Below are 20,131 nucleotides of genomic sequence, written 5' to 3' on the forward strand. Positions count from 1 at the left end.
GCCGACTCCGGGCCCGCCGCCGCCCCCGACACCGGCAGAAGGGCTGGACAGCCGCAGCCGGATGGCCGTACCCGGTCACAGCGGTGCAGGCACGGGTCAGCGGATCGGGCGGGCGGCGCGCTCGATCGATCCTCGGTAACGTGCTCGGCCGTGGCCAGTGGCGTACCTCCCGTCGAGTGGTGGGAGGCCCTTCCTCCGCAGCAGGTCAGCCACCTGCCCGGCATCGACGCCGAGTTGCTCCATGTGGGACTCGATCCGGCACCGGCCGCCGCCCCGGTCGTCGTTCGGTACCGCGTGCCGGCCCGACGGGGCTTCACCGAGTTGCTCGCCGCCGTCCTCGACGAGTTGGACGGCGCAGCCCTCACGCTGTTCCCCCGCTGGTTGCCCGGTGCCGAACGGCTCGACGGTTCCGGCACGCTGGGCGTCGCTGCGGTGCGGTCCCTTGCCATGCGGGCCGCCGCGCACTCCGAGCACTTCGGCCCGTTCCTGGCCGACCTCGCCGAGCGCGCGCTGCGCGGAGAGGACCGGCAGCACCGGCCGCGCTTTCCGGCAGAGGTACGGGCTGCCGGCCTGGCCCGGGTCATGGCCTCCGCGTACGACCGTGACGGGTGCGTCCTGCTGGTCGGCCTGACCGACGAGCTGCCCACGGAGACCGAGCGCGCGTTGGTTGCCGTCGCCGAATGGCTGGTGCGGCACGGCCGCCTCACCGTCTGGCTGGCCGGGCGAGAACTGCGGACGGTCGACCGGATCCGGTCGGTTCAGGTTTTGCTGCCGTCGAGCCTGACCGAGTTGGCGGTGCAGGCGGGTCGGGTTCCCGACACCGTCCGCGAGCCTCCGCCGGCACTGACGTTTCCGCCGCTGTCCGGTGTCCCGCGCGGCGACAGCGCCGCCGAGCAGGCACTGGAGCTGGCACTGACGCCACACGAGTGGGCCCGGGGGAGGCGCTGGAACCACACGTACGACTGGCACCTGCTCGGCGAGATCTACCGCCTGGACCTCTTCTGGCCGGCCGAGGGACTTGCGGTCGAGGTGGACGGCCCGGAACATCGGGGACGAATCAGATTCGCCAACGACCGGCGGCGTGACGTGCGGCTGCAACTCCTCGGGCTGGACGTGCTCCGGTTCACCAACGAGCAGGTGCTGTCCGACGTCCAGGCCGTGGTCGGCATGATCCGGCAACTGCTGACCCGTCGTCGCCTGGCCGGCGCGCACCCCCACGAAGAAGAGGCACCATGACGAGCACGGCGGACCTTCCCCACCTGACGCCCAACCAGATCAACGCGCTTGTGGTGCTCATGGTCGAGGCCCGCGAACTGACCAACAACGAGCTGAAGGAGTTGGCCGGGTTCAGCCTCACCGGCGTCGACAACGCCAAACTCGTCAAGCTCGGCCTGGTCGAGACCGACCGGTCCCACCGGCCCTTCTCCCACGAGCTGACCGACGAGGGGTGGCGGGTGGTGCGGCAGCTGCACGTCGGCGCCCCGCCCGCACGTAGTGGCTCAGCCACCCGTTCGCTGTTCACCCTGCTGGCCAACCTGCACCGCTCGCTGAGCCGGTTGGGGCTCAGCCACGCCGACTTCTTCACGCCGTCGTCGGCCACCTCAGGTCCGGCGGCCGGCCCGACGCCTCCCGGCGCCGCGCCAGCGCCGGCGGCCACCGAGCCGGACGCCGTGGAGGCCCTGATCCGCGCCGCCTATCACGAGCTGGCCCGGGAGCCGGGAGCCTGGGTGGGGCTCGCCGACCTGCGTGAACGCCTCGGCAGGCAGGACCGCGCTACCGTCGACGCGACGTTGCGCGCGATGGTCCAGCGGGACGGCGTCCGAATCATCCCGGTCGCCAACACCAAGTCGTTGACCGCGCGGGACCGGGCGGCCGCGGTGCGCATCGGGGACGAGGAGAACCACACCCTGGCGATCGGCTCGGCATGATCCCGGAGGACGTACGGGCCGCGCTCGAGGCGGTCAGTCTCAACCCTGCGGTCACTCCCGACGACGTGTGGCGGCCCAGCCCGTACGACGTGCCGGAGCTGCACGAGAAGGTGGTCGCGGAGATCCTGCGCGGCGTGGGCAGGGCCCGCACCGACGACACCACGGTGCCCCTCGGCGTGGCCATGCAGGGGCGGGCCGGCGCAGGCAAGACCCACCTGCTCGGGGCGGTGCGGGATCGGATCCAGCGTGAGGGCGGCTACTTCTTCCTGGTCGACATGGTCAGCGGGAAGACGTTCTGGGAGAGCGTGGCGCTGGCCCTGGTCGAAGGCATGGGACGGGACGCGATCGGCTGGGGCACCCAGCTGCGCACGTTCCTGCGTCGGCTCACCGCCCAGCTCGGCATCCCGGCGGAGGTACGCGACGCGATCGCCGGGACGAAGCCGGTCACCCGGGAGCACCTGGACACCTTCGTGCGGGCCCTGCGGACGCGCCATCGCGAGATCGGCCGGGACTGCCAGGACACCGCCCGGGCACTCGTCCTGCACGGCGCGCTGGACTTCGAGGCACAGGACGTCGGCTACGCCCATCTGATCTCCGAGCCAGGTGACCCGGACGGTCGCGCGGCGTGGGGGCTGACCCCGGCGATCCGTACCCCGCAGCAGATCGTCCAGGACGTCTCGCGGCTGATGGCGCTGACGCTCGACCCCACGGTGATAGCCGTCGACCAGCTCGACACGCTCTTCGCCCAGACCAGCACCGCCATGTTCGACCAGTACGCCGGGCTGGAGGACGCCCAGGCGAAGGTCATCGGGCCCATCGCCGACGGGCTGCTGAAGCTGCGTGACGTCACCCGCCGGACGCTGATCGTGGTGTCGTGCCTGCCGGACACCTGGGAGCTGTTGACCAGGAGTGCGCCCACTCCGGTCGGCGACCGGTTCCGGCAGGCGATCCTCCCCGACCGGATTCCCACCCCCGAGATCGGGCGGGCCATCGTCGCGAAGCGGTTCACCGCCGCCTTCGCCGGGCCGCGTTTCGCACCGCCGTACCCGACCTGGCCGATCAGCCCCGAGGCGTTCGTGGACGCCCCGGCGTTGACGCCCCGGGCGCTGCTGCGCCGAGTGGATCGACACGTCGCCTGGTGCCGGGACCGGGACGAGGTGACCGAGCTCGACCGTCTCATCGAGGTCGTCGACCACGTCGTCGGCGGGTCCGAGCCACCGGACCGGAGTGCCGCCGTCGGCCCGAAGTCGTGCCGCGACACGGACACCGGTGACGACGTGCGCCTGCGGCAGCTCGACGCCCGCTTCGCCGGGCTGGTGGCGGGGGCGGACGTGGCGGGTGCGCTTGATCCGCGGACCGAGGACGAGCACATGCCGGCGCTCCTCGCCGCCGGTCTGGCGGCCTGGATCGCCGAGCGGTCCCCGACCGGCGCCAGCTACAGGTACGACCCGCTGCCGGGCCGCAAACCGGCGCTGCACGGGCGGCTGATCGAGGTGCTGGACGAGGCCACCGAGAACGAGGCGCACTGGTGCTTCCGCGGGATCTCCCATCCGAACGCGATCGCGGCGACCGCCAGGGTGAAGGCGGCCTGCACCATGGCGGGCCTCGACCGTGCGCTGCCGCAGCGGCGGCTGGTGCTGTTGCGCAACGGCCCGTGGCCGACCGGGAAGCGTACGGCCGAGGTGTTGGCGGCCTTCGACGCGGCCGGCGGAGTCCGCTGCGGCGTCCCGGAGGCGGACCTGCGGGTGTTCGCCGCGCTTCGTGAGCTGAGTGGCGAACCGGCCTCGGTTCTCCAGGAGTGGCTGGTCGCGCGCCGACCGGCCGGCTCCACGCAGCTGTTCGCCACGATCCTCGGCGACTCCGCCGGGGCGGCCAATGCGGAGGCCGGACCGGTCGCCCGGTCAGTCGGGCCGACCGCCGAGGTGGGCGGCGAGGACGACGCGCGGGTCGGCGGCGGGAGGGCCACCGTCGACGGAACTTCGATCCTGTTGGGGCGGACCACCGACGGGGCGCGGCCGTTCGCGGTGGACCTGGAGTCGCTGCGCCGTCACACGGTGATCTTCGCCGGCTCCGGCTCCGGCAAGACCGTGCTGATCCGGCGGCTGGTCGAGGAGTGCGCTCGAGAGGGCGTCTCCGCGATCGTGCTCGATCCCAACAACGACCTCGCCCGCCTGGGCGATCCCTGGCCGCAGCCGCCGGCCGGATGGGGCCCCGGTGACGCCGAGCGGGCCCGCGACCACCTCGAACACACCGAGGTGGTGGTCTGGACGCCCCGGGTCAACGCCGGTCGACCGCTGAGCTTCCAGCCGCTGCCGGACTTCACCCCCGTACGCGACTCGCCGGACGAGTTCGACCAGGCGATCCGCTCGGCGGTGGAGGCACTCGCCCCGCGCGCCGGTGTGGACCGGCCGACGAAGGTGGCCCAGCAGGGCAAGGCCGTGCTGACCGAGGCCCTCCAGGCGTACGCGAGGAGCGGAATGGTGGGCCTGCCCGGCTTCACCGAGTTCCTCGCCGAACTGCCCGACGGGGTGAGCCGGCTGAGCCGGGCGGACAAGCTGGCCCAGGATCTGGCCGAGACTCTGAAGGCCGCCATGGTCACCGATCCGTTGTTCGGCGGCGTCGGCGCCCCGGCCGATCCGGGCCTGCTGCTCACCCCCTCGCCGGGCCGGCGCGCACGCATTTCGGTGATCAGCTTTGTGGGGCTCACGTCGGACCAGGAACGGCAGGGCTTCGTCAATCAGCTCCAGATGGCCCTGTTCGCCTGGATCAAGCGGCACCCGGCGGGCGAGCGACCGCTGGGCGGGCTCTTCGTGATGGACGAGGCGCAGACTCTCGCCCCGTCGTCCGGGCAGACGGCCTGCACGGCCAGCACGATCGCCCTCGCCTCTCAGGCCCGCAAGTACGGGCTCGGGTTGGTCTTCGCCACCCAGGCGCCGAAGGGGCTGCACAACCAGATCTCCGGCAACGCCACCACGCAGTTCTTCGGGCTGCTCAACGCTCCCGCGCAGATCGACGCGGCCCGTCAGTTGGCGGAGGCCAAGGGCGGGCGGCTGCCCGACATCGGCCTCATGCAGAGCGGCCAGTTCTACGTGGCCGGGGAGGGCTTCGCGTTCGTCAAGGTGGACACGCCGATCTGCCTGTCCCACCACCCGAAGGCGCCGCTCAGCCCGGAGGAGGTCGTCGCCAGGGCAGCTTCGGCACAATTCCGGCCGGAGCGCAGTCACCTGCCGGACGCGCCGGCCGTCCGATAGCGGACAGGACGCCGATCGCCTTTCCGGCGCACTGTTGTAGCAGGTCAGAGGCGTGAGGATGGCGGGCCACAACCCATTCCTCGGGCCCGGCGGGGACAGCATCGTCCCCGCCGACACCGCCATCACCGAACCCGACCCCGCGACGGCCACGGCGTAGCGCAGCGCCGGCCGCCCACGCAGCGCGAGGTCGCGCTCCGGCAGTCACGTCCCGGGTACCCGGGCGGAAGCCGCCGCACCGACACAGACGTCCCCATTCCGGCAGCCACCGGAGCCGCGCGCCATCCCCGGGACGAGCGCGGCCGGCGAGCCGTACCCACGAGCCGTCCCGGGCACGCGCAGGCGCGTGCCCGGCGGCCGGTCGTCGCCCGTCCCACCCTGCCCACCGGAACCGGCCCTGGCCACGCGCCGGTCGGTCCGGTCACCGAGCACGAGAGGAGCCGGCAATGGCCGCTCCCACCGCCACCGCCTCCCTGAACGCCTCCACCTACTCACCCGGCGACCAGATGATCCTGACGGTCACCTACGGCGACGCCGACACCAAGCCGGTGACCGTCACGATCGTGGTGACCGACGCGCAGGGCAACAGCAGCGCGCCGGTCAAGGTCACCGCCGTCATCGACCCGCTCACCCTCACCGTCACCGACGACTCCGGCCGCACCTGGACCAGGGCGTCGGACAACGGGTCCGTCGCCGTCTACCGGGCGGTGGCGTGATGCCCCGGGTCACCGTCACGGTGCGCGACAACGGCGGGCGTACCGCCACCGCGACCGCCGACTACACGATCGCGCCGCCGGTGCTGGGCGGCTACTACCTCTCCGGCGGCGCCGACCCGACGGCCGACATGGCCGGCGGCAACTTCCGCTCGCTGACCCAGTACCGCAGCTTCGCCGACGGCTACATCTTCCCCGGCTACCAACGGCCGTGGCTGATCACGCTCGGCAGGGCCGGGGTGCAGATGAACATGGTGCTGGAGCTGAAGCACTACGGCGCGCCCGACGCCGGGCCGCAGACGTTCACCGTGGACGGCGTGACCTACACCGTCCCGGCGCCCGCGATGACCATCCAGCAGCGCCCGGGCACGACCTGGCCCCGGGCGTACGGCTACAGCCAGGTCCTGGCCGGGCACTGCGACGGGCTCTTCGCCCGCGCCCTGTCCCAGTACCGGACCATGGGATTCGGGGTGAACATCCAGCTCGCCTCGGAACTCGACACGGACCACGAGTTCGGCACCACGGAGTCCGGCGTCAGCTACAACTGGGGGCAGTCCGACGCCCGCGCGGTGCAGGCGGTGACGTACATCGTGAACTGGTTCAAGGCCCGTCAGCTGCCAGCCGGCACGACGTTCTCGGTCGGGGTGGGCGGCTTCGACCGGGCCTGTTTCCAGCGCACCCATCCGGAGGCGCTGATGGCCAGGCTCGACTTCCTCCAGTGGAACGCCTACGCCACCAGCCCCACCCACACGGCGCTGGCCCGGTTCCGTCGGGCGAAGGACTGGGCGGTGGCCGACCTCGGCCCGGTCGCCCTCTCCCGCCCGGTGATCATCGCCGAGTGGGGCGTACGGGTGGCGGAGGTGCCGGACCAGGCGGGCTGGATCGCCACCGTCCCGGCCGCCATCGCCCAGCTCAACGCCGAGCGGGGACCCCGGATCGTGCGGACCAACTACTTCAACTCGGGCTGGGGCACGCTGTCGCCGAAGTCGACGGGGCTGGCCGCGCTGAAGTCGGCGTACGCCACCCGGCCGTACGTCTGATAGACGTCGATCATGAGATCCATCGATGGTGGTATAAGATCCGCCGGATCGTGCGCAGGCCCGCTCGTGCGCCTCCCGGTGCGATGTCCACCGAGCCCCGCTGCGCCAGGACAGCCATGGAGATCATGTGAAGTTCAGTCGTCTCGCCCCTGCGATGGCCGCCCTCGTGCTCGCGGTCGGCGCCGTGGTCGCCCCGGCCGGCGCCGCGCAGGCGCATCCGGCAGCGGACACGGTAAACGTCTATCCGCCGATCCAGGGTTCGTCCACCTGGGACCGCTTCGGTCTCTCCGGTCCGACCTCGCACCACATCGTCTTCGGTCACTGGGGCTACCCGAACGACTGGGCCGTCGACATCTACCGCAATCCGGGTGCCACGATCGTCTCGCCGTTCGGCACCAAGACCGCTTCCGGGCACCCGGTCGCCGTCAAGGTGGTCACCGTCCAGGCCGGCTGTGCGACCCGCAATCTCGCCGACGGCGGTTACCGCATCGGGCTCGAGGCCCGGGACACCACGACCGGGCAGATCCTCGGCCGCGCGGACGTGATGCACGTGAACAACAAGCCCGGTGGCATCGTCGTCGGCGCCTCGGTCGGTCCCTGGACCAAGCTCGGCGAGACGGGCCGCTTCCGCTGGTCCAGCTGCTACCAGGTCAACGGTGACAGCGGGGCCCACATCCACCTCGAAGTGATCAACCAGCACCGCTACTCGTGCTACGTGTCCCGCGGTGCGAACACCGCCCTGACCGACCTGACCGTGGTGGGCAAGGTCGGCGTGCACCACACGGGCCAGCGGCAGCGCTGCTGATCCGTCGATGGACGGCGGGCGGGTGCCCCGGCTCCGGTCGGAAGCCGGGACACCCGCCCGGGGTCAGTAGGCCAGCTCCACCGGCCGGCCGAGCACCCGCGCGCCGTTGTTGGCGAGCCAGCCCTCGGCCGCCGCCGCGTGCTGGCTGAACGTGTGGATGTCGCGGAACCGGCGCTGCAACGGCGACGAGTCCCGGGCCGCCCCGCCGCCGGCCGCCCGGTAGCAGGTGTCGACCGCGGCGGCTGCCCGCTCCGTCACCCAGGGCAGCGCGGCGGAGATCCGTGGGTGCAGCGCGGGGATCGCCGCCGGATCGGTGGCGCAGGCCGACCAGAGCTCGTCGGCCAGGTCCCGCAGCAGCGCCCGGGCGGCCCGTACGTCCAGGTCGGCACGGCCGAGCTGGAGGCGGAAGGCCGGCGAGTCGGCGAGCGACTGCCGGGCGTAGAGCCGCTGCCGGCCGCCCTCGAGCAGCGCGACCATGTCGTCCAGCGCGCCCTGCGCGATGCCGACCGCCACCGCGCCGAGGTGCAGGACGAAGTGGACCAGCGGCGCCACGAAGCCCGGCCCCGGTACGCAGGGCACGCCGGTGAACAGGTCGAAGCTCTCCTCCGTGGGGCAGAAGGCGTCCGCCACCTCGATGTCGTGGCTGCCGGTGCCCCGCAGGCCGAGCACGTGCCAGGTGTCGTGCACGGTGACCCGGGAGGCCGGGAAGAGCATGGAGCGCATCGCCGGCGGTGCCCCCGCCGGCCCGCCGTCCCCGGTCAGCACGCAGTTGCCGAAGATCCAGTCGGCGTGCCGGGCGCCGCTCGCGAACGCCCACCGGCCGGTGACCCGGAAGCCGCCGTCGACGGGCTCGGCGCGCCCCTGCGGGGCGAACCCGCCCCCGACGACCACGTCCGGCCCGTCGGCGTAGAACTTGTCGAACCGGTCGCGGGAGAGCATCGCCACCAGGTGCGGCGTCTCGGCGCCGATCATCACCGTCCACCCGGTGGAGCCGTCGGCCCGGGCCAGCGACTCCAGCACCCGCAGCCCGGTGTGCAGGTCCGCCTCGTACCCGCCGTGGCTGCGGGGGACGAACATCCGGAAGCAGCCGGCCGCCCGCAGCGAGTCGAGCAGATCGGCGGGCAGCCCCCGGGCCGCCTCGATCTCCCCGGCCCGGCGGGACACCTCCGGGAGCAGCGCGTCCACCGCCCCCGTCAGCCCGTCCCGGTGCTGGTCCTCCATGGGTTCCTCCTCGCCTCGTCGCTCGGCCTCCACTCTGGACCGGCGGACGACCCGGGGCCAGGCTCGCCGCTATCGGATGCCCGCCACTTCGCGCGGTGGGCGCCCGCCCGAGCCGCCGCCCGGGGAGGGGCCGGAACGGCACGCCGACCCGGCCCGCTCCCTATGCTCGAAGCATGGAACTGCGGATCTTCACCGAACCCCAGCAGGGCGCGACGTACGACGACCTGCTCGCCGTGGCCCGCTGCGCGGAGGAAACCGGCTACGGCGCCTTCTTCCGCTCCGACCACTACCTGAAGATGGGCGCGGTGAGCGGTGACCCCGGCCCGACGGACGCGTGGACGACCCTCGCCGGCCTGGCCCGGGACACCCGGCGGATCCGGCTGGGCACGCTGATGACCGCTGCCACCTTCCGGCTGCCCGGCCCGCTGGCCATCACCGTCGCGCAGGTCGACCAGATGAGCGGCGGCCGGGTCGAGCTGGGCATCGGCACCGGCTGGTACGCCGAGGAGCACACCGCGTACGGGATTCCCTTCCCGTCGCTGGGGGAGCGCTTCGACCGGCTGGAGGAGCAGCTCGCGGTCGTCACGGGGCTCTGGGCGACGCCGCCCGGCGCGACCTTCGACTTCGCCGGGACGTACTACCCGGTCAGCGACTCGCCGGCGCTGCCGAAGCCGGTGCAGGACCCGCGCCCGCCGATCCTGCTCGGCGGCATGGGCCCGAAGCGCACGCCCCGCCTGGCCGCCCGCTACGCCGACGAGTTCAACCTGCCGTTCGCCTCGGTCGAGGACTCCGCCGCCCAGTTCGACCGGGTCCGGGCCGCCTGCGCCGAGACCGGCCGCGACCCGGGCGAGCTGCGCTGGTCCAACGCCCTGGTGCTCTGCTGCGGGCGGGACGACGCCGAGGTGGCCCGGCGGGCCGCCGCGATCGGCCGGGAGCCGGACGAGCTGCGCGAGAACGGCCTCGCGGGCACCCCCGCCGAGGTGGTCGACAAGATCGGCCGGTACGCCGAGATCGGCAGCGAGCGGCTCTACCTCCAGGTGCTCGACCTGGCCGACCTCGACCACCTGGAGCTGGTCGCCGCCGAGGTGAAGCCCCAGCTCTGAGCCGGCGGGCAACCGCCGCCCCAGCACCGCGTCGACGTCCTGCGCCGGCGACGGCGGCAAGTCGCGCGCGGGGCGGCGGCCCCGTCGTGCCGGCCGTCAGGCGCGGCCCACCCGGGGCGCCGGCCCCGGATGGGGCACCGGGTGCGGCGGGGGCGTCGGCGGCGGCGCCGGCTTGGGGCGGGGCGTGGTGCCCGCCGGGTACGCCCCGGCCGGCGACACCGCTCCGATGCCGGTCGGGTCGATCTCCTCCTCGGAGGGGAACACGTCGCCCCGCGGGGCGGGATCGCGGTAGCTGCTCATCGGCGTAGGGTTCCCCGACGAGGGCGCCGTAACCGTGCCCGATCGACCGGTTTCCGTCCCGCCCTGCTCGTCGGATGATGCGTCCCGACGACCACGGTGTCGAACGGGGGTACGACATGGAACTGCACCGCAACCGGGGGGCGTTGGTGCTGCCCCTGGCCTGCGTGATCGGGGGCGGGGTGCTGCTGGCGCTGCCGGGGGAGCACGTGCTGCTGCGCCGGCTGGTCGCCGTCGGCGCCGTGCTGCTGGGCGGGGGCGTGCTGGTCGGCCTGCTGCGCCCGTTCCGGTTCGTCATCGGCGCCGACGGCCTGAGCGTCCGCCGCCCCGGGCTGCGCCGCACGATCGCGTGGGCGGAGGTCGCGGCGCTGGCGCTGGCCCGGCCGCCCGCCCGGCAGGGGCTGCCGTCGACGCCGCGACTGCTGCTGGTCCCCGCGCCGGGCGCGCTGGCCGACCTGCCGGCCGACGCGCACCACCCGGTCGACGGCCGGGCCGCGGTGGAACTGCTGGACCTGGCGCGGGTCCGGGAGAGGCCCGCCGAGGTGGCGGCGGCGCTGACCCGGCACGCCGGGGACCGTTTCGTCGACGCGCTCGGCGGGGCTCCTGCCGCCGACCGCCACCGCACCCCGTGACCACCGCCGGGGCCGGGCTGCGGCACAACTGGGCGGGCAACGTCCGCTACGCCGCCCGCCGCCACCACCGCCCCTCCTCGCTCGACGAGCTGCGCCGGCTGGTGGCGGGCAGCGACCGGCTCCGGGTGGTGGGCACGGGGCACTCGTTCAACCGCCTCGGCGACACCACCGGCGACCTGGTCTCGCTGGCCGGGCTGCCCGCGACCGTCGTGCTCGACCCGGACCGCCGGGCCGTCACCGTGCCGGCCGCCATGCGGTACGGAGACCTCGCGTCCTGGCTGCACGCGCGCGGGTACGCCCTGGCCAACCTCGCCTCGCTGCCGCACATCTCGGTCGCCGGGGCGGTCGCCACCGGCACCCACGGCTCGGGGGAGACGATCGGCAACCTGGCCAGCGCGGTCGCCGGGCTGGAACTGGTCACCGCCGGCGGCGACCTGCTGACCGTGGACCGGGCGGCCGACGGGGACACCTTCGCCGGGATGGTCGTGTCGCTGGGCGCGCTGGGCGTCGTCACCCGGGTCACCCTGGACGTGGTGCCGACCTTCGAGATCCGCCAGCACGTCCGCCTCGGCCTGTCCCGCGCGGCGCTGGACGCGGCGTTCGCCTCGGCGTACAGCGTCAGCGTCTTCACCGACTGGCGGTCGCCGCGGCTGCGGGAGGTGTGGGTCAAGCAGCGCGCGGACGCGGCCCCGCTCCCGGCGGACTGGCTCGGCACGACGGCGGCCGACGCGCCGCGGCACCCGGTGCCGGGCATGCCCGCGCGGAACTGCACCCCGCAGCTCGGCGAGCCGGGCCCGTGGCACGAACGGCTGCCGCACTTCCGGCTGGAGTTCACGCCCAGCAGCGGGGCGGAGTTGCAGTCGGAGTACCACGTGCCGCGCGGCTCGGCGTCGGCGGCGCTGGCCGCGCTCGATCCGGTGGCGCACCTGATCGCGCCGGTGCTCCAGGTCTGCGAGCTGCGGACGGTGGCGGCCGACGGGCTGTGGCTCAGCCCGAACCACGGGCGGGACAGCCTGGCCATCCACTTCACCTGGACCGCCGACGCGGCGGCGGTGCTGCCGGTGGTGGCGGCGGTGGAGGAGCGGCTCGCGCCGTTCGCGCCGCGCCCGCACTGGGGGAAGGTCTTCGGCCTCGCCCCGGCGGCGGTCGCCGCGGCCCTGCCCCGGTACGCCGACTTCCTCGACCTGGCGCGCCGGCTCGACCCGGCCGGCACGTTCCGCACCGACCTGCTCGACCACTACCTTCCCCGCGACTAGCGACCGGGCCGGCTGCCCTGCATCTGATCGCGGAGGCTGCCGCGCTGCACCGCCCGGCTGATGTCGCTCGGCGAGACGATCCCGACGAGGCGGCCGTCGGCCACCACCAGCGCACGGCCGTCGGCGCACTCGCTGAGCCGGGGGAGCAGCTCGTTCAGCGGCTCGTCCGGCCGGGCGAGCACCAGCTCGTCGGCGCGGCAGGCCACCTCGGCCAGCGTGGTGCCGGCCCGACGGTCCGCCGGGATGCCGCGCACCCGGTCGAGGGTGACCAGGCCGACGGGCCGGTCGTCCTCGGTCAGCGGCAGCGCCGTGTGCCGGTACGCGAAGAGGTAGTGGTCGACGAAGTCGCCCACCGTCATCTGTCCCGACGCGGTCTGCGGCTGCGGCGTCATCACGTCGGCCACCCGGATGCCCTGAAGCGCGCTGCCCATCCGGGCCTGCCGCTCCTCCATGCCGGCGGCGCCGATCAGGAACCAACCGATCAGGGCAAGCCACAGCCCGCCGAAGCCGACGCCGGCCAGGAACTGCCACAGTCCCAGCCCGATCAGCACCGCGCCGAGCACCCAGCCGGCCCGGGCGGCGACGACCGACGCCTTCGTCCGGTCGCCGGTCGCCTTCCACACGGCGGCGCGCAGCAGCCGCCCGCCGTCGAGCGGGGCGGCCGGCAGCGCGTTGAAGACCGCCAGCAGCACGTTGATGCCGGCCAGCCAGGCCAGCGAGCCCAGCAGTAGCCCCTCCACCCCGGCCACGGCGAGCACCACCGCGATCGCGCCGAAGAAGAGCCCGATCAGCAGGCTCACCAGCGGGCCGACGCCGGCGATGCGCAGCTCCGCGCCCGGGTCGCGCGCCTCGCCGCGCAGCTCGGCCACCCCGCCGAAGAGCCAGAGGGTGATCCCGCCGACCTCCAGCCCGTTGCGCTTGGCGACGATTGCGTGCGACACCTCGTGGGCGAGCAGGCCGAGGAAGAAGACCACCGCCGCCGCGAGCCCCGCCAGGACGTACGCGGCGACGGGCCGGTCCGGGTAGGCCCGGGGGAACTGGTTGGCCGACAGCCCCCAGGCGATCAGCGCGAAGATGACCAGGACGCTCCAGTTGACCCCGACCGGCACGCCCGCGATCCGGCCGAGCCGGAAACTCGCCCTCATGTTTCGGGTACTACCCGCGATCGTCGCGCCCATGCCAGTTCGGCGGGGCATGCTGGCCGATGCCGCGACGGGCGGACCGTCGATGACGAGGTTCTGGCCGGTAGCCGCGCCGGGACCCGGCGTGGTCGGCGCTCAGGCCCACCGCCAGCGGAAATGACGGACGGCGACCCGCTGAACCAGTCGGGCCGCCGTTCGCAGAATGGAGATCAGAGCGGGCGGATGTTCTCCGCCTGCGGGCCCTTCTGGCCCTGGGTGATGTCGAACTCCACCCGCTGGTTCTCATCGAGGCTGCGGAAGCCGCTCGATGCGATCGCGGAGAAGTGGGCGAAGACGTCGGGGCCGCCGCCGTCCTGGGCGATGAAGCCGAAGCCCTTGTCGGCGTTGAACCACTTCACGGTACCTGTAGCCATGTCTGCTCCTTCGCAGGCTGTTGGAGACCGCACGGTGTGCGGACTCTTACGCCGCCGCGTTGATCGCCCGCGCCGAACCGACACGACAAACGAAAAGAGCGCCTGGATGAGGTTTCAGATAACCCCATCAGGCGCCGGAAACGTCTACGGAAATCAAAACTGCAACAAGGAGACCGTAGCACAGGCGGGTAACAGCCCTTCGTCTCCCTGCGTGTGTCCCTGTCCTGGCGGCGCGACATCCGCAGGTTCTTCGGGGTGCGGCAGACGGTCCTTCTCGTGGTGGAGAAGGACCGTGCGGCGCGGGGTCAGGTAGCGCCGGCCTGCTGGCGGCACTGGTGGTCGCGGTTGTGCTGGAGGGCTTCTTCCAGCTGGTCTTCGAGAATGATGATCCGGCAGGCGGCTTCGAGGGCGGTGCCCTGGTCGACCATCTCCCGGGCCCGTGCGGCCAGGCGCAGCTGGTAGCGGGAGTAGCGGCGATGTCCGCCGGCGGAGCGGAACGGGATGATCAGCTTCGCCTCGTCGAGGCGGCGCAGGAAATCCTGCGAGGCGCCCACGATCTCGGCGGCGCGGCCCATGGTGTAGGCGGGGTAGTCGTCGTCGTTGAGCATGTCGTCGGGTTGGGCCATGCATTCCTCTTCGTGAACGAGGGCCCCGGCGCGTGTTGCGCCGGGGCCCAGGGTTACGGGTTGAATACACCATCTACCGACAGGTTCGTCGGGTTCTCGTTTCCGCACCGTGCCGCTATCAGCAGGCGGTGCGAGGATCGCATAAGCGTGACCGGAGACCACCTCACGTTCGATGGGGCTACGGCGTCCGCCTCAGAACTTGCACTACGTCCTGACGGCGGGCGATCCAACGGCGTCCAGCCCTCCCTTTCCTCTTCTTGCATTGCCTACGGTTGCTATCCGCCGATGCCGGAGCCCCACGCGACTTCATGGCCCCGCGCATGTGCGGCGGATCCTTGCTGCATCAGGCGGAGCCCCGAACCTTGCATCGGCCCTGCCTGCGGTCTGCCCTGACCTGGAGTTACGTCAAGGTCTTGTCCTGCACTTGCCGTGTTGCGGCGGTGATGTGGTTCCACCGCAGTTGCCGAGCGAGCCGCGAGAAGTTCCGGGCCCTGCTTCGACGCTTCTGCTCTCGTCAGCGTCTTTAACCGATCTCTGTCGTCAACGGAGGCAACATTACCCAGCCCCACCAAGAATGTCTAGTCTCGGGAGACCAGATTTTCTCGGCCGCTGATCGCGGGTTTCCCCACCGTGCCGCCGGCCCGTGGCGATGTGCGCCCGGCGACGCGCAGGTCAGCCAGCGCTTCGAGGTGACCCGCGCGGTACGCGAGGTCCTGCTGGGGGCGTCTGGCATCGGCCACACTCGCCGCTCGCCTGGCGGGTCTGGGCCGGGCCGCCACAGTGCTCGGCGGGCCGGTCCGGTTCGTGGCTGTCTGAGCTGCGGTACGTAATCAACCGCTTACGGCGACGTTGACGGCTTCCCCGTGGACGTATACCTATGTAGTCATCGTCGTCAATTTCCCGGTCGCCGCCACGAGCCGATGGCCGGGAGACGCAGAGGAGTCCATGTGAACCGACGTACCTTCCGCCGCGCCGTCCTGTCACTCGGCATCGCGACGACCACCCTGGTCGCAGCGGTCGGCACCCCGGCGTACGCCCGGCCCGACCACCCCGCACCGGCCCCAGTGGTCGCCAGCCCGGTGTTCGCCATCACCGACGGCGTGGCCCGTCAGGTGGCCCTCACCGGTCGGTCCGAGCTGACCCGGTTGGGCGGCTCCGCCGTGAACGGCCCGGTCGACCTGCTCGCCGCCGGCGTCGACGCCCGGCTCGCCGGTGACCTCCGCGCCGCCAACCAGCGGCTGCTGGTCGCCAAGGGCCTGCCGGGCGGCACCGGCTCGCTGCTGCGGTTGCGGCTGGCTCACCCGGACATGCGCGCGGCGCTGACCCGCGGCGAAGCGCCGCTGGTGGCCGCCACCCCGCCCGACGACTCGGCGACGAGCGTGACCGCCTACGACCGCTCCGGCGGCACGGTGGTGCTGGATGCCACGCGGGTGCCGCGGCAGCCGGTGCTCGTGGTGGACGTGGACACCGAGCGGGCGCTCACCGCGGGGCTGGCGATGATGCGCCAGGAGCTGGGCGAGAGGGGCATCGGCCGGGCGGCTCCGGCGCGTCCCGCGACCCGCGCCTCCGGGGTGACCGCGTCGGCCGGTTACTGGGCCACCAAGGTCGACGCCGTCCGGCTGAGCGACGACGAGGAGCCCTGGATCAAGGGCGACGCCGAGATCTACAACCTCGTGGCCGGGTTCGGGTTGGACGGCAAGGTCAAGGTCGACCTCGTGCAGATGCCGTACCTGGACCACGACGGCACCACCTACTACCCGAACCAGCTGCTGGTGCACTTCTCGTCGTACAAGTACAACCTGGCCGACGTGGTGATGATGGAGGACGACGGGGACACCAACTACGCGGCCCTGGTCAAGGCCATCGCGGGCGCCCTGCTGGTGATCGTGGACGGTGGCGTGTACACCCCGGTGGTCAACGCGATCCTTGACGCCATCCCCACCTCCTGGTATACCGACGACCCGGACTTCGTGGACGCCTGGTACACCCTGAGCACCGCCAGCAGCGGCCGGAAGCACGGCGCGGGCGCCAACGGCTGGATGGACGTCACCCCGTACTGGGTCGCGCAGTTCTGACCGGCCCGCTCGACCCCGTTGGACGTCTCGAGCAGCGGGTCTTTCCATCTAGATATTTCCATGCATTACAGTGACGCCGTGCCAGCCCGTACGGGTACAGGCGGCCCACGACGGCCTCCCGGCACCCCCTACTTTCCGTGGAGAGGTGCTCGTGATCAGTAACTCCTCAGCGCGCCGCCGCACCCTGCTGGCTGCCGCCGCTGGTTTCGTCGTGGCTCCGTGGGCGGCGACCGGCGTCGCGCACGCGGCGGTCCCGAAGGTCTACCTCGACCCCGGGCATGGCGGCACCGACCCCGGCGCCGTCGGCAACGGCCTGACCGAGAAGGCCCTGACCCTGAGCATCGCGCTTCAGACCCGCGACATCCTCAAGGCCAATTACAGCGTCGACGTACGGATGTCCCGCACCTCGGACATCACCCGCAGTCTCACGTACCGTACGAGCGACGCCAACGCGTGGGGCGCCACGATCTTCGTCAGCATCCACATCAACTCCGGCGGCGGTACGGGTTTCGAGAGCTACCGGTACCCGGGCACCTCCAGCGCCCTGCACAGTCCGGTGCACTCCCGGGTCCTGTCGGGCATGCGCACCGTCGGCTCGGTCACCGACCGCGGCCTGAAGACCGCCAACTTCCATGTGCTGCGCGAGACCGCCATGCCCGCCGTCCTGACCGAGAACCTGTTCATCGACACCGTGGCCGACGCGAACCTGCTCAAGCGCGCCGCCTTCATCACCGCCACCGCCCGAGGGCACGCCAACGGCATCGCCGCCTACCTCGGCCTCTAGGGTGCTGCGTCGCTGAATCGCCTGCCAGCCGCGGCGGGTCCGGCGAGGACGCCCGTCCGTGGTCCTGGCCGTACATACGGGGGTGGCTGCTCGTTCAGGTCGGCAGCCACCCCATGTCTGGCCGTGACGGAGTCAGCCAGCGGCTTTGGCGACGATGCGACTGATCTCCTCCTGACCGAAGGCCCGCATGGTCGTGGTACGGACGTTGCCCGCCCCGCCGAGCCGCAGGAGCGCCGCGGAGGCGGTTTCGTCGTCCGGCGCCTCGACGATGGCCACGAGGTCGTACGGGCCGGCGGTCCACCAGATGTTCAGGAGATTCGCCCCGAGCTTCTGTGTCGCTGCGGCGAAGGCCTCGGCGCGCTTCGCGGTGTCCTTGAAGCCTTGGATCCCCTGATCGGTCCAGTTCAGCAACGCGACATACGTCGGCATGGCCCTCCACCTCCACGAAGAGATCTCATCGTAAGGCAATTTCTGGGGCATAATGGTCGAAAGTGACCAGCCAGTCGGCGCCGGTGGTGGACTGGAGCGCGACCGGTGTGGCGTGACGAGCTGATGGCATTCCGTCAGTATGCAGCGGGTATGGTCGGAGTATGACTCGCCGCATCACGATCAGCCTGCCCGACGACGTGGCCGCGTACGTCGAGCGCACGCAGGGCACCACGTCCGGTTTCATCGCCGGGATCCTTCGGCGGAAGATGCGTGCCGACAGTCTTCGTGCGAAGTGGGCGCAGCTCGGCTACGTGGTCACCGACGAGGACGTCGAGCAGACCCGCGACCGCTTGGCGGCCCTCGCGCCCGTCAGCGACGAGCAGCACGCCCGCAACGTCGAGTGGCTCAGCCAGTTCGACAACGAGGGGACCGCCGCCGCGTGAACGGTCTCGTCCTCGACACCTCCGCCCTGCTGGCGTACGCGTCGGGCACGAGCGTCGAGCCCGGTGCCATGCTGACCCTGGCCGAGGAGGATCCCGACCAGCAGGTGTGGATTCCGGCGCTCTGTCTCGGGCAGGCGCAGCTCGAACTCGCGGGCACGCCCGCCGCCGCCATGCTCGATCTGCTGTTCACGGAGGACCGCGACATCCAGGTAGCGGTCTACGACGCTGCGACGAGTCGGCGGGTGGCCCGTATCGCGGCCGCGTTCACCGTGTCACTGGACGTCGCGCACGCGATCGCCACGGCGATCCTCTACCGGTGTTATCTGGTGACCCGGGACCGGAAGTCCATCGAAGCGGCGGCGCCGCCCGGCTTGGACGTCTTCGACATCGGCGAGACCTGGGACTGACGCGCACAGGTCGGGTGGTCCTCCGCTCTTGAGCCAGTCGGCGAACTGCCGCCGCTTCTCGTCGCCATGCCGACAGCCGGCCGGGTCCGAGTCTGTCCGCCCCGTCGGGGATAGTGGCGAGGTGGCTGGGTTGACCGTGGAGAGCGACGACGCGTACCTCTGGCTGGAAGATCTTGATGGCGCGGACGCCGCGCGGTGGGTGCGGGACCGCAACGCGGAGACCGTGGCCGCCCTGACCGGCGGAGAGGCATTCGAGGCCCTGCGCGCCGAGCTCCGCCAGGTGCTCGACGCGGACGACCGCATCCCCTACCCCGGGTGGCGCGGCGACCACCTCTACTACAACTTCTGGACCGACGCGGCGCGCCCGCGCGGGGTCTGGCGACGGACGACGCTCGAGCAGTACCGCCGGCCGGAGCCGGAGTGGGACGTGCTGCTCGACCTGGACGCGCTGGCCGCCGAGGAGGGCGAGAACTGGGTCTGGGGCGGGGCGACAGTGCTGCGGCCCGGCTACGGGCGCGCCCTGTTGAGCCTCTCCCGGGGCGGGGGCGACGCGGTCGTGGTGCGGGAGTTCGACCTCGACCGCCGCGTCTTCGTCGAGGACGGCTTCACGCTGCCCGAGGCGAAGAGCGACGTGGGCTGGATCGACGCCGACCAGATCTACGTCGCCACCGACTTCGGGCCGGGCTCGCTGACCTCCTCCGGCTATCCCCGGGTGGTCAAGCGGTGGCGGCGGGGCACGCCGCTGGCCGAGGCCGAGACCGTCCACGAGGGGCACGCCGACGACGTCGCCGTCTGGGCCTCGCACGACCCGACGCCCGGCTTCGAGCGCGACTTCGTGGGCCGCCGGCTGGACTTCTTCCGCTCGGAGCAGCACCTGCTGACCGCGACGGGGGAGCGGATCCCCGTGGCCGTGCCGGAGGACGCCGGGTGGGACGTGCACCGGGAGTGGCTGCTCGTCCGGCCGCGCTCGCCGTGGGCGGTCGGCGGGGTGACCCACCCCGCGGGCGCCCTGCTGGCTACCCGGTTCGACGCGTTCCTCGCCGGGGAGCGGGAGATGACGGTGCTCTTCCGCCCCGACGACCGTACGGCGCTCAGCGGCTGGTCCTGGACCCGTAACCGGCTGATGCTGGCCACCCTCGTCGACGTGAAGAGCCGGCTGGAGGTGCTGACGCCCGACGGGGAGGGTTGGCGGCGGGAGGCGCTGCCCGGGGTGCCGGAGTTCGACCACAGCGAGGTCGTGGACACCGACCCGGACAACGACGACGCCTACCTGCTCGCCTCGGAGGGGTTCCTCCAGCCGGCGACGCTGCGTCTCGGGCAGGTCGGCGGCGCGGTCGAGACGCTCAAGCGGGCACCGGCGTCCTTCGACGCGGACGGCCTGGCGGTACGCCAGTTCTTCGCCACCTCGGCCGACGGCACGCGGGTGCCGTACTTCGTGGTCGGGGACGCGGACGCGCCCGCCGGTCCGACGCTGCTCACCGGCTACGGCGGGTTCGAGATCCCCCTGACCCCGCACTACAGCGGGGTGATCGGCCGGGGGTGGCTGGCCCGGGGCGGCACCTACGTGGT

The 20,131-nt window shown here is 72.4% G+C and carries 20 protein-coding genes; 14 read left to right on the plus strand and 6 right to left on the minus strand.

What is annotated here, in order from left to right; translation table 11 throughout:
* Window positions 1-150 precede the first annotated feature (150 nt).
* The 6 genes from F6X68_RS08300 (at window position 151) to F6X68_RS08325 (ending at window position 7,734) form a co-directional block, all read left to right on the plus strand.
* Window positions 151-1,236 (plus strand): endonuclease domain-containing protein, encoded by a 1,086-nt coding sequence (locus F6X68_RS08300; RefSeq protein ID WP_151453702.1) that lies wholly within the window; start codon window positions 151-153, stop codon window positions 1,234-1,236.
* Window positions 1,233-1,928: a hypothetical protein gene (locus F6X68_RS08305; RefSeq protein ID WP_151453703.1), complete on the plus strand. Its 696-nt coding sequence runs from the start codon at window positions 1,233-1,235 to the stop codon at window positions 1,926-1,928. The genes F6X68_RS08300 and F6X68_RS08305 overlap by 4 nt, the downstream gene beginning before the upstream one ends.
* Window positions 1,925-5,179, plus strand: coding sequence for an ATP-binding protein (locus F6X68_RS08310; protein ID WP_151453704.1), 3,255 nt, complete (start codon window positions 1,925-1,927; stop codon window positions 5,177-5,179). The genes F6X68_RS08305 and F6X68_RS08310 overlap by 4 nt, the downstream gene beginning before the upstream one ends.
* 443 nt (window positions 5,180-5,622) lie before the next feature.
* Window positions 5,623-5,892 carry a hypothetical protein gene (locus F6X68_RS08315; protein WP_151453705.1) on the plus strand — a complete coding sequence of 90 codons (270 nt, stop codon included), beginning with the start codon at window positions 5,623-5,625 and terminating at the stop codon, window positions 5,890-5,892.
* On the plus strand, window positions 5,892-6,929 hold the full coding sequence (locus F6X68_RS08320) for a hypothetical protein (RefSeq protein WP_151453706.1): 1,038 nt from the start codon (window positions 5,892-5,894) through the stop codon (window positions 6,927-6,929). Before F6X68_RS08315 ends, F6X68_RS08320 begins: the two co-directional genes overlap by 1 nt.
* A 127-nt stretch (window positions 6,930-7,056) precedes the next feature.
* On the plus strand, window positions 7,057-7,734 hold the full coding sequence (locus tag F6X68_RS08325; RefSeq protein WP_225852063.1) for a hypothetical protein: 678 nt from the start codon (window positions 7,057-7,059) through the stop codon (window positions 7,732-7,734).
* Window positions 7,735-7,797: 63 nt separating this feature from the next.
* On the opposite strand, the gene F6X68_RS08330 is transcribed toward F6X68_RS08325, so the two are convergent.
* Window positions 7,798-8,955 (minus strand): acyl-CoA dehydrogenase family protein, encoded by a 1,158-nt coding sequence (locus F6X68_RS08330; protein ID WP_151453707.1) that lies wholly within the window; start codon window positions 8,953-8,955, stop codon window positions 7,798-7,800.
* A gap of 173 nt (window positions 8,956-9,128) precedes the next feature.
* Between F6X68_RS08330 and F6X68_RS08335 the strand changes: the two genes are divergently transcribed.
* Complete coding sequence (locus F6X68_RS08335; RefSeq protein ID WP_151453708.1) at window positions 9,129-10,058, plus strand: LLM class F420-dependent oxidoreductase; 930 nt, start codon at window positions 9,129-9,131, stop codon at window positions 10,056-10,058.
* Between the two features lie 96 nt (window positions 10,059-10,154).
* On the opposite strand, the gene F6X68_RS08340 is transcribed toward F6X68_RS08335, so the two are convergent.
* Window positions 10,155-10,358, minus strand: coding sequence for a hypothetical protein (locus F6X68_RS08340; protein WP_225852064.1), 204 nt, complete (start codon window positions 10,356-10,358; stop codon window positions 10,155-10,157).
* Window positions 10,359-10,432: 74 nt separating this feature from the next.
* On the opposite strand from F6X68_RS08340, the gene F6X68_RS08345 reads away from it, so the two are divergent.
* Window positions 10,433-10,987, plus strand: a complete 555-nt coding sequence (locus tag F6X68_RS08345; protein ID WP_151453709.1) for a hypothetical protein — start codon at window positions 10,433-10,435, stop codon at window positions 10,985-10,987.
* Window positions 10,984-12,243 (plus strand): FAD-binding protein, encoded by a 1,260-nt coding sequence (locus tag F6X68_RS08350; protein WP_225852065.1) that lies wholly within the window; start codon window positions 10,984-10,986, stop codon window positions 12,241-12,243. Before F6X68_RS08345 ends, F6X68_RS08350 begins: the two co-directional genes overlap by 4 nt.
* On the opposite strand, the gene F6X68_RS08355 is transcribed toward F6X68_RS08350, so the two are convergent.
* The 3 genes from F6X68_RS08355 to F6X68_RS08365 form a co-directional block, all read right to left on the minus strand.
* The gene (locus F6X68_RS08355) at window positions 12,240-13,388 is read right to left on the minus strand and encodes a site-2 protease family protein (protein WP_151453710.1); all 1,149 of its coding nucleotides are present in this window, start codon (window positions 13,386-13,388) and stop codon (window positions 12,240-12,242) included. The genes F6X68_RS08350 and F6X68_RS08355 overlap by 4 nt on opposite strands.
* A gap of 206 nt (window positions 13,389-13,594) precedes the next feature.
* A complete protein-coding gene (locus tag F6X68_RS08360) occupies window positions 13,595-13,798 on the minus strand; it encodes a cold-shock protein (RefSeq protein ID WP_151453711.1) in 204 nt (67 codons plus the stop codon).
* Window positions 13,799-14,103: 305 nt separating this feature from the next.
* The gene (locus tag F6X68_RS08365; protein ID WP_132237156.1) at window positions 14,104-14,424 is read right to left on the minus strand and encodes a MerR family transcriptional regulator; all 321 of its coding nucleotides are present in this window, start codon (window positions 14,422-14,424) and stop codon (window positions 14,104-14,106) included.
* 947 nt (window positions 14,425-15,371) lie between these two features.
* Between F6X68_RS08365 and F6X68_RS08370 the strand changes: the two genes are divergently transcribed.
* Window positions 15,372-16,499 carry a DUF3103 family protein gene (locus F6X68_RS08370; RefSeq protein WP_225852066.1) on the plus strand — a complete coding sequence of 376 codons (1,128 nt, stop codon included), beginning with the start codon at window positions 15,372-15,374 and terminating at the stop codon, window positions 16,497-16,499.
* Between the two features lie 145 nt (window positions 16,500-16,644).
* The gene (locus F6X68_RS08375; RefSeq protein WP_305069285.1) at window positions 16,645-17,283 is read left to right on the plus strand and encodes an N-acetylmuramoyl-L-alanine amidase; all 639 of its coding nucleotides are present in this window, start codon (window positions 16,645-16,647) and stop codon (window positions 17,281-17,283) included.
* 132 nt (window positions 17,284-17,415) lie between these two features.
* Here the strand turns inward: F6X68_RS08375 and F6X68_RS08380 are convergent, their stop codons facing one another.
* Window positions 17,416-17,712, minus strand: a complete 297-nt coding sequence (locus F6X68_RS08380) for a GYD domain-containing protein (protein ID WP_151453713.1) — start codon at window positions 17,710-17,712, stop codon at window positions 17,416-17,418.
* 161 nt (window positions 17,713-17,873) lie between these two features.
* Here F6X68_RS08380 and F6X68_RS08385 point away from each other — a divergent pair, with 161 nt between their 5' ends.
* The 3 genes from F6X68_RS08385 to F6X68_RS08395 form a co-directional block, all read left to right on the plus strand.
* Window positions 17,874-18,155, plus strand: coding sequence for a hypothetical protein (locus F6X68_RS08385; RefSeq protein ID WP_151453714.1), 282 nt, complete (start codon window positions 17,874-17,876; stop codon window positions 18,153-18,155).
* On the plus strand, window positions 18,152-18,562 hold the full coding sequence (locus F6X68_RS08390; protein ID WP_151453715.1) for a type II toxin-antitoxin system VapC family toxin: 411 nt from the start codon (window positions 18,152-18,154) through the stop codon (window positions 18,560-18,562). The genes F6X68_RS08385 and F6X68_RS08390 overlap by 4 nt, the downstream gene beginning before the upstream one ends.
* Before the next feature lie 121 nt (window positions 18,563-18,683).
* Window positions 18,684-20,131, plus strand: a 1,448-nt coding sequence (locus F6X68_RS08395) for a S9 family peptidase (protein ID WP_225852067.1), incomplete at its 3' end; no start/stop codon positions are given.

The organism is Micromonospora sp. AMSO12t (assembly GCF_008806585.1).
Lineage (GTDB): Bacteria > Actinomycetota > Actinomycetes > Mycobacteriales > Micromonosporaceae > Micromonospora > Micromonospora reichwaldensis.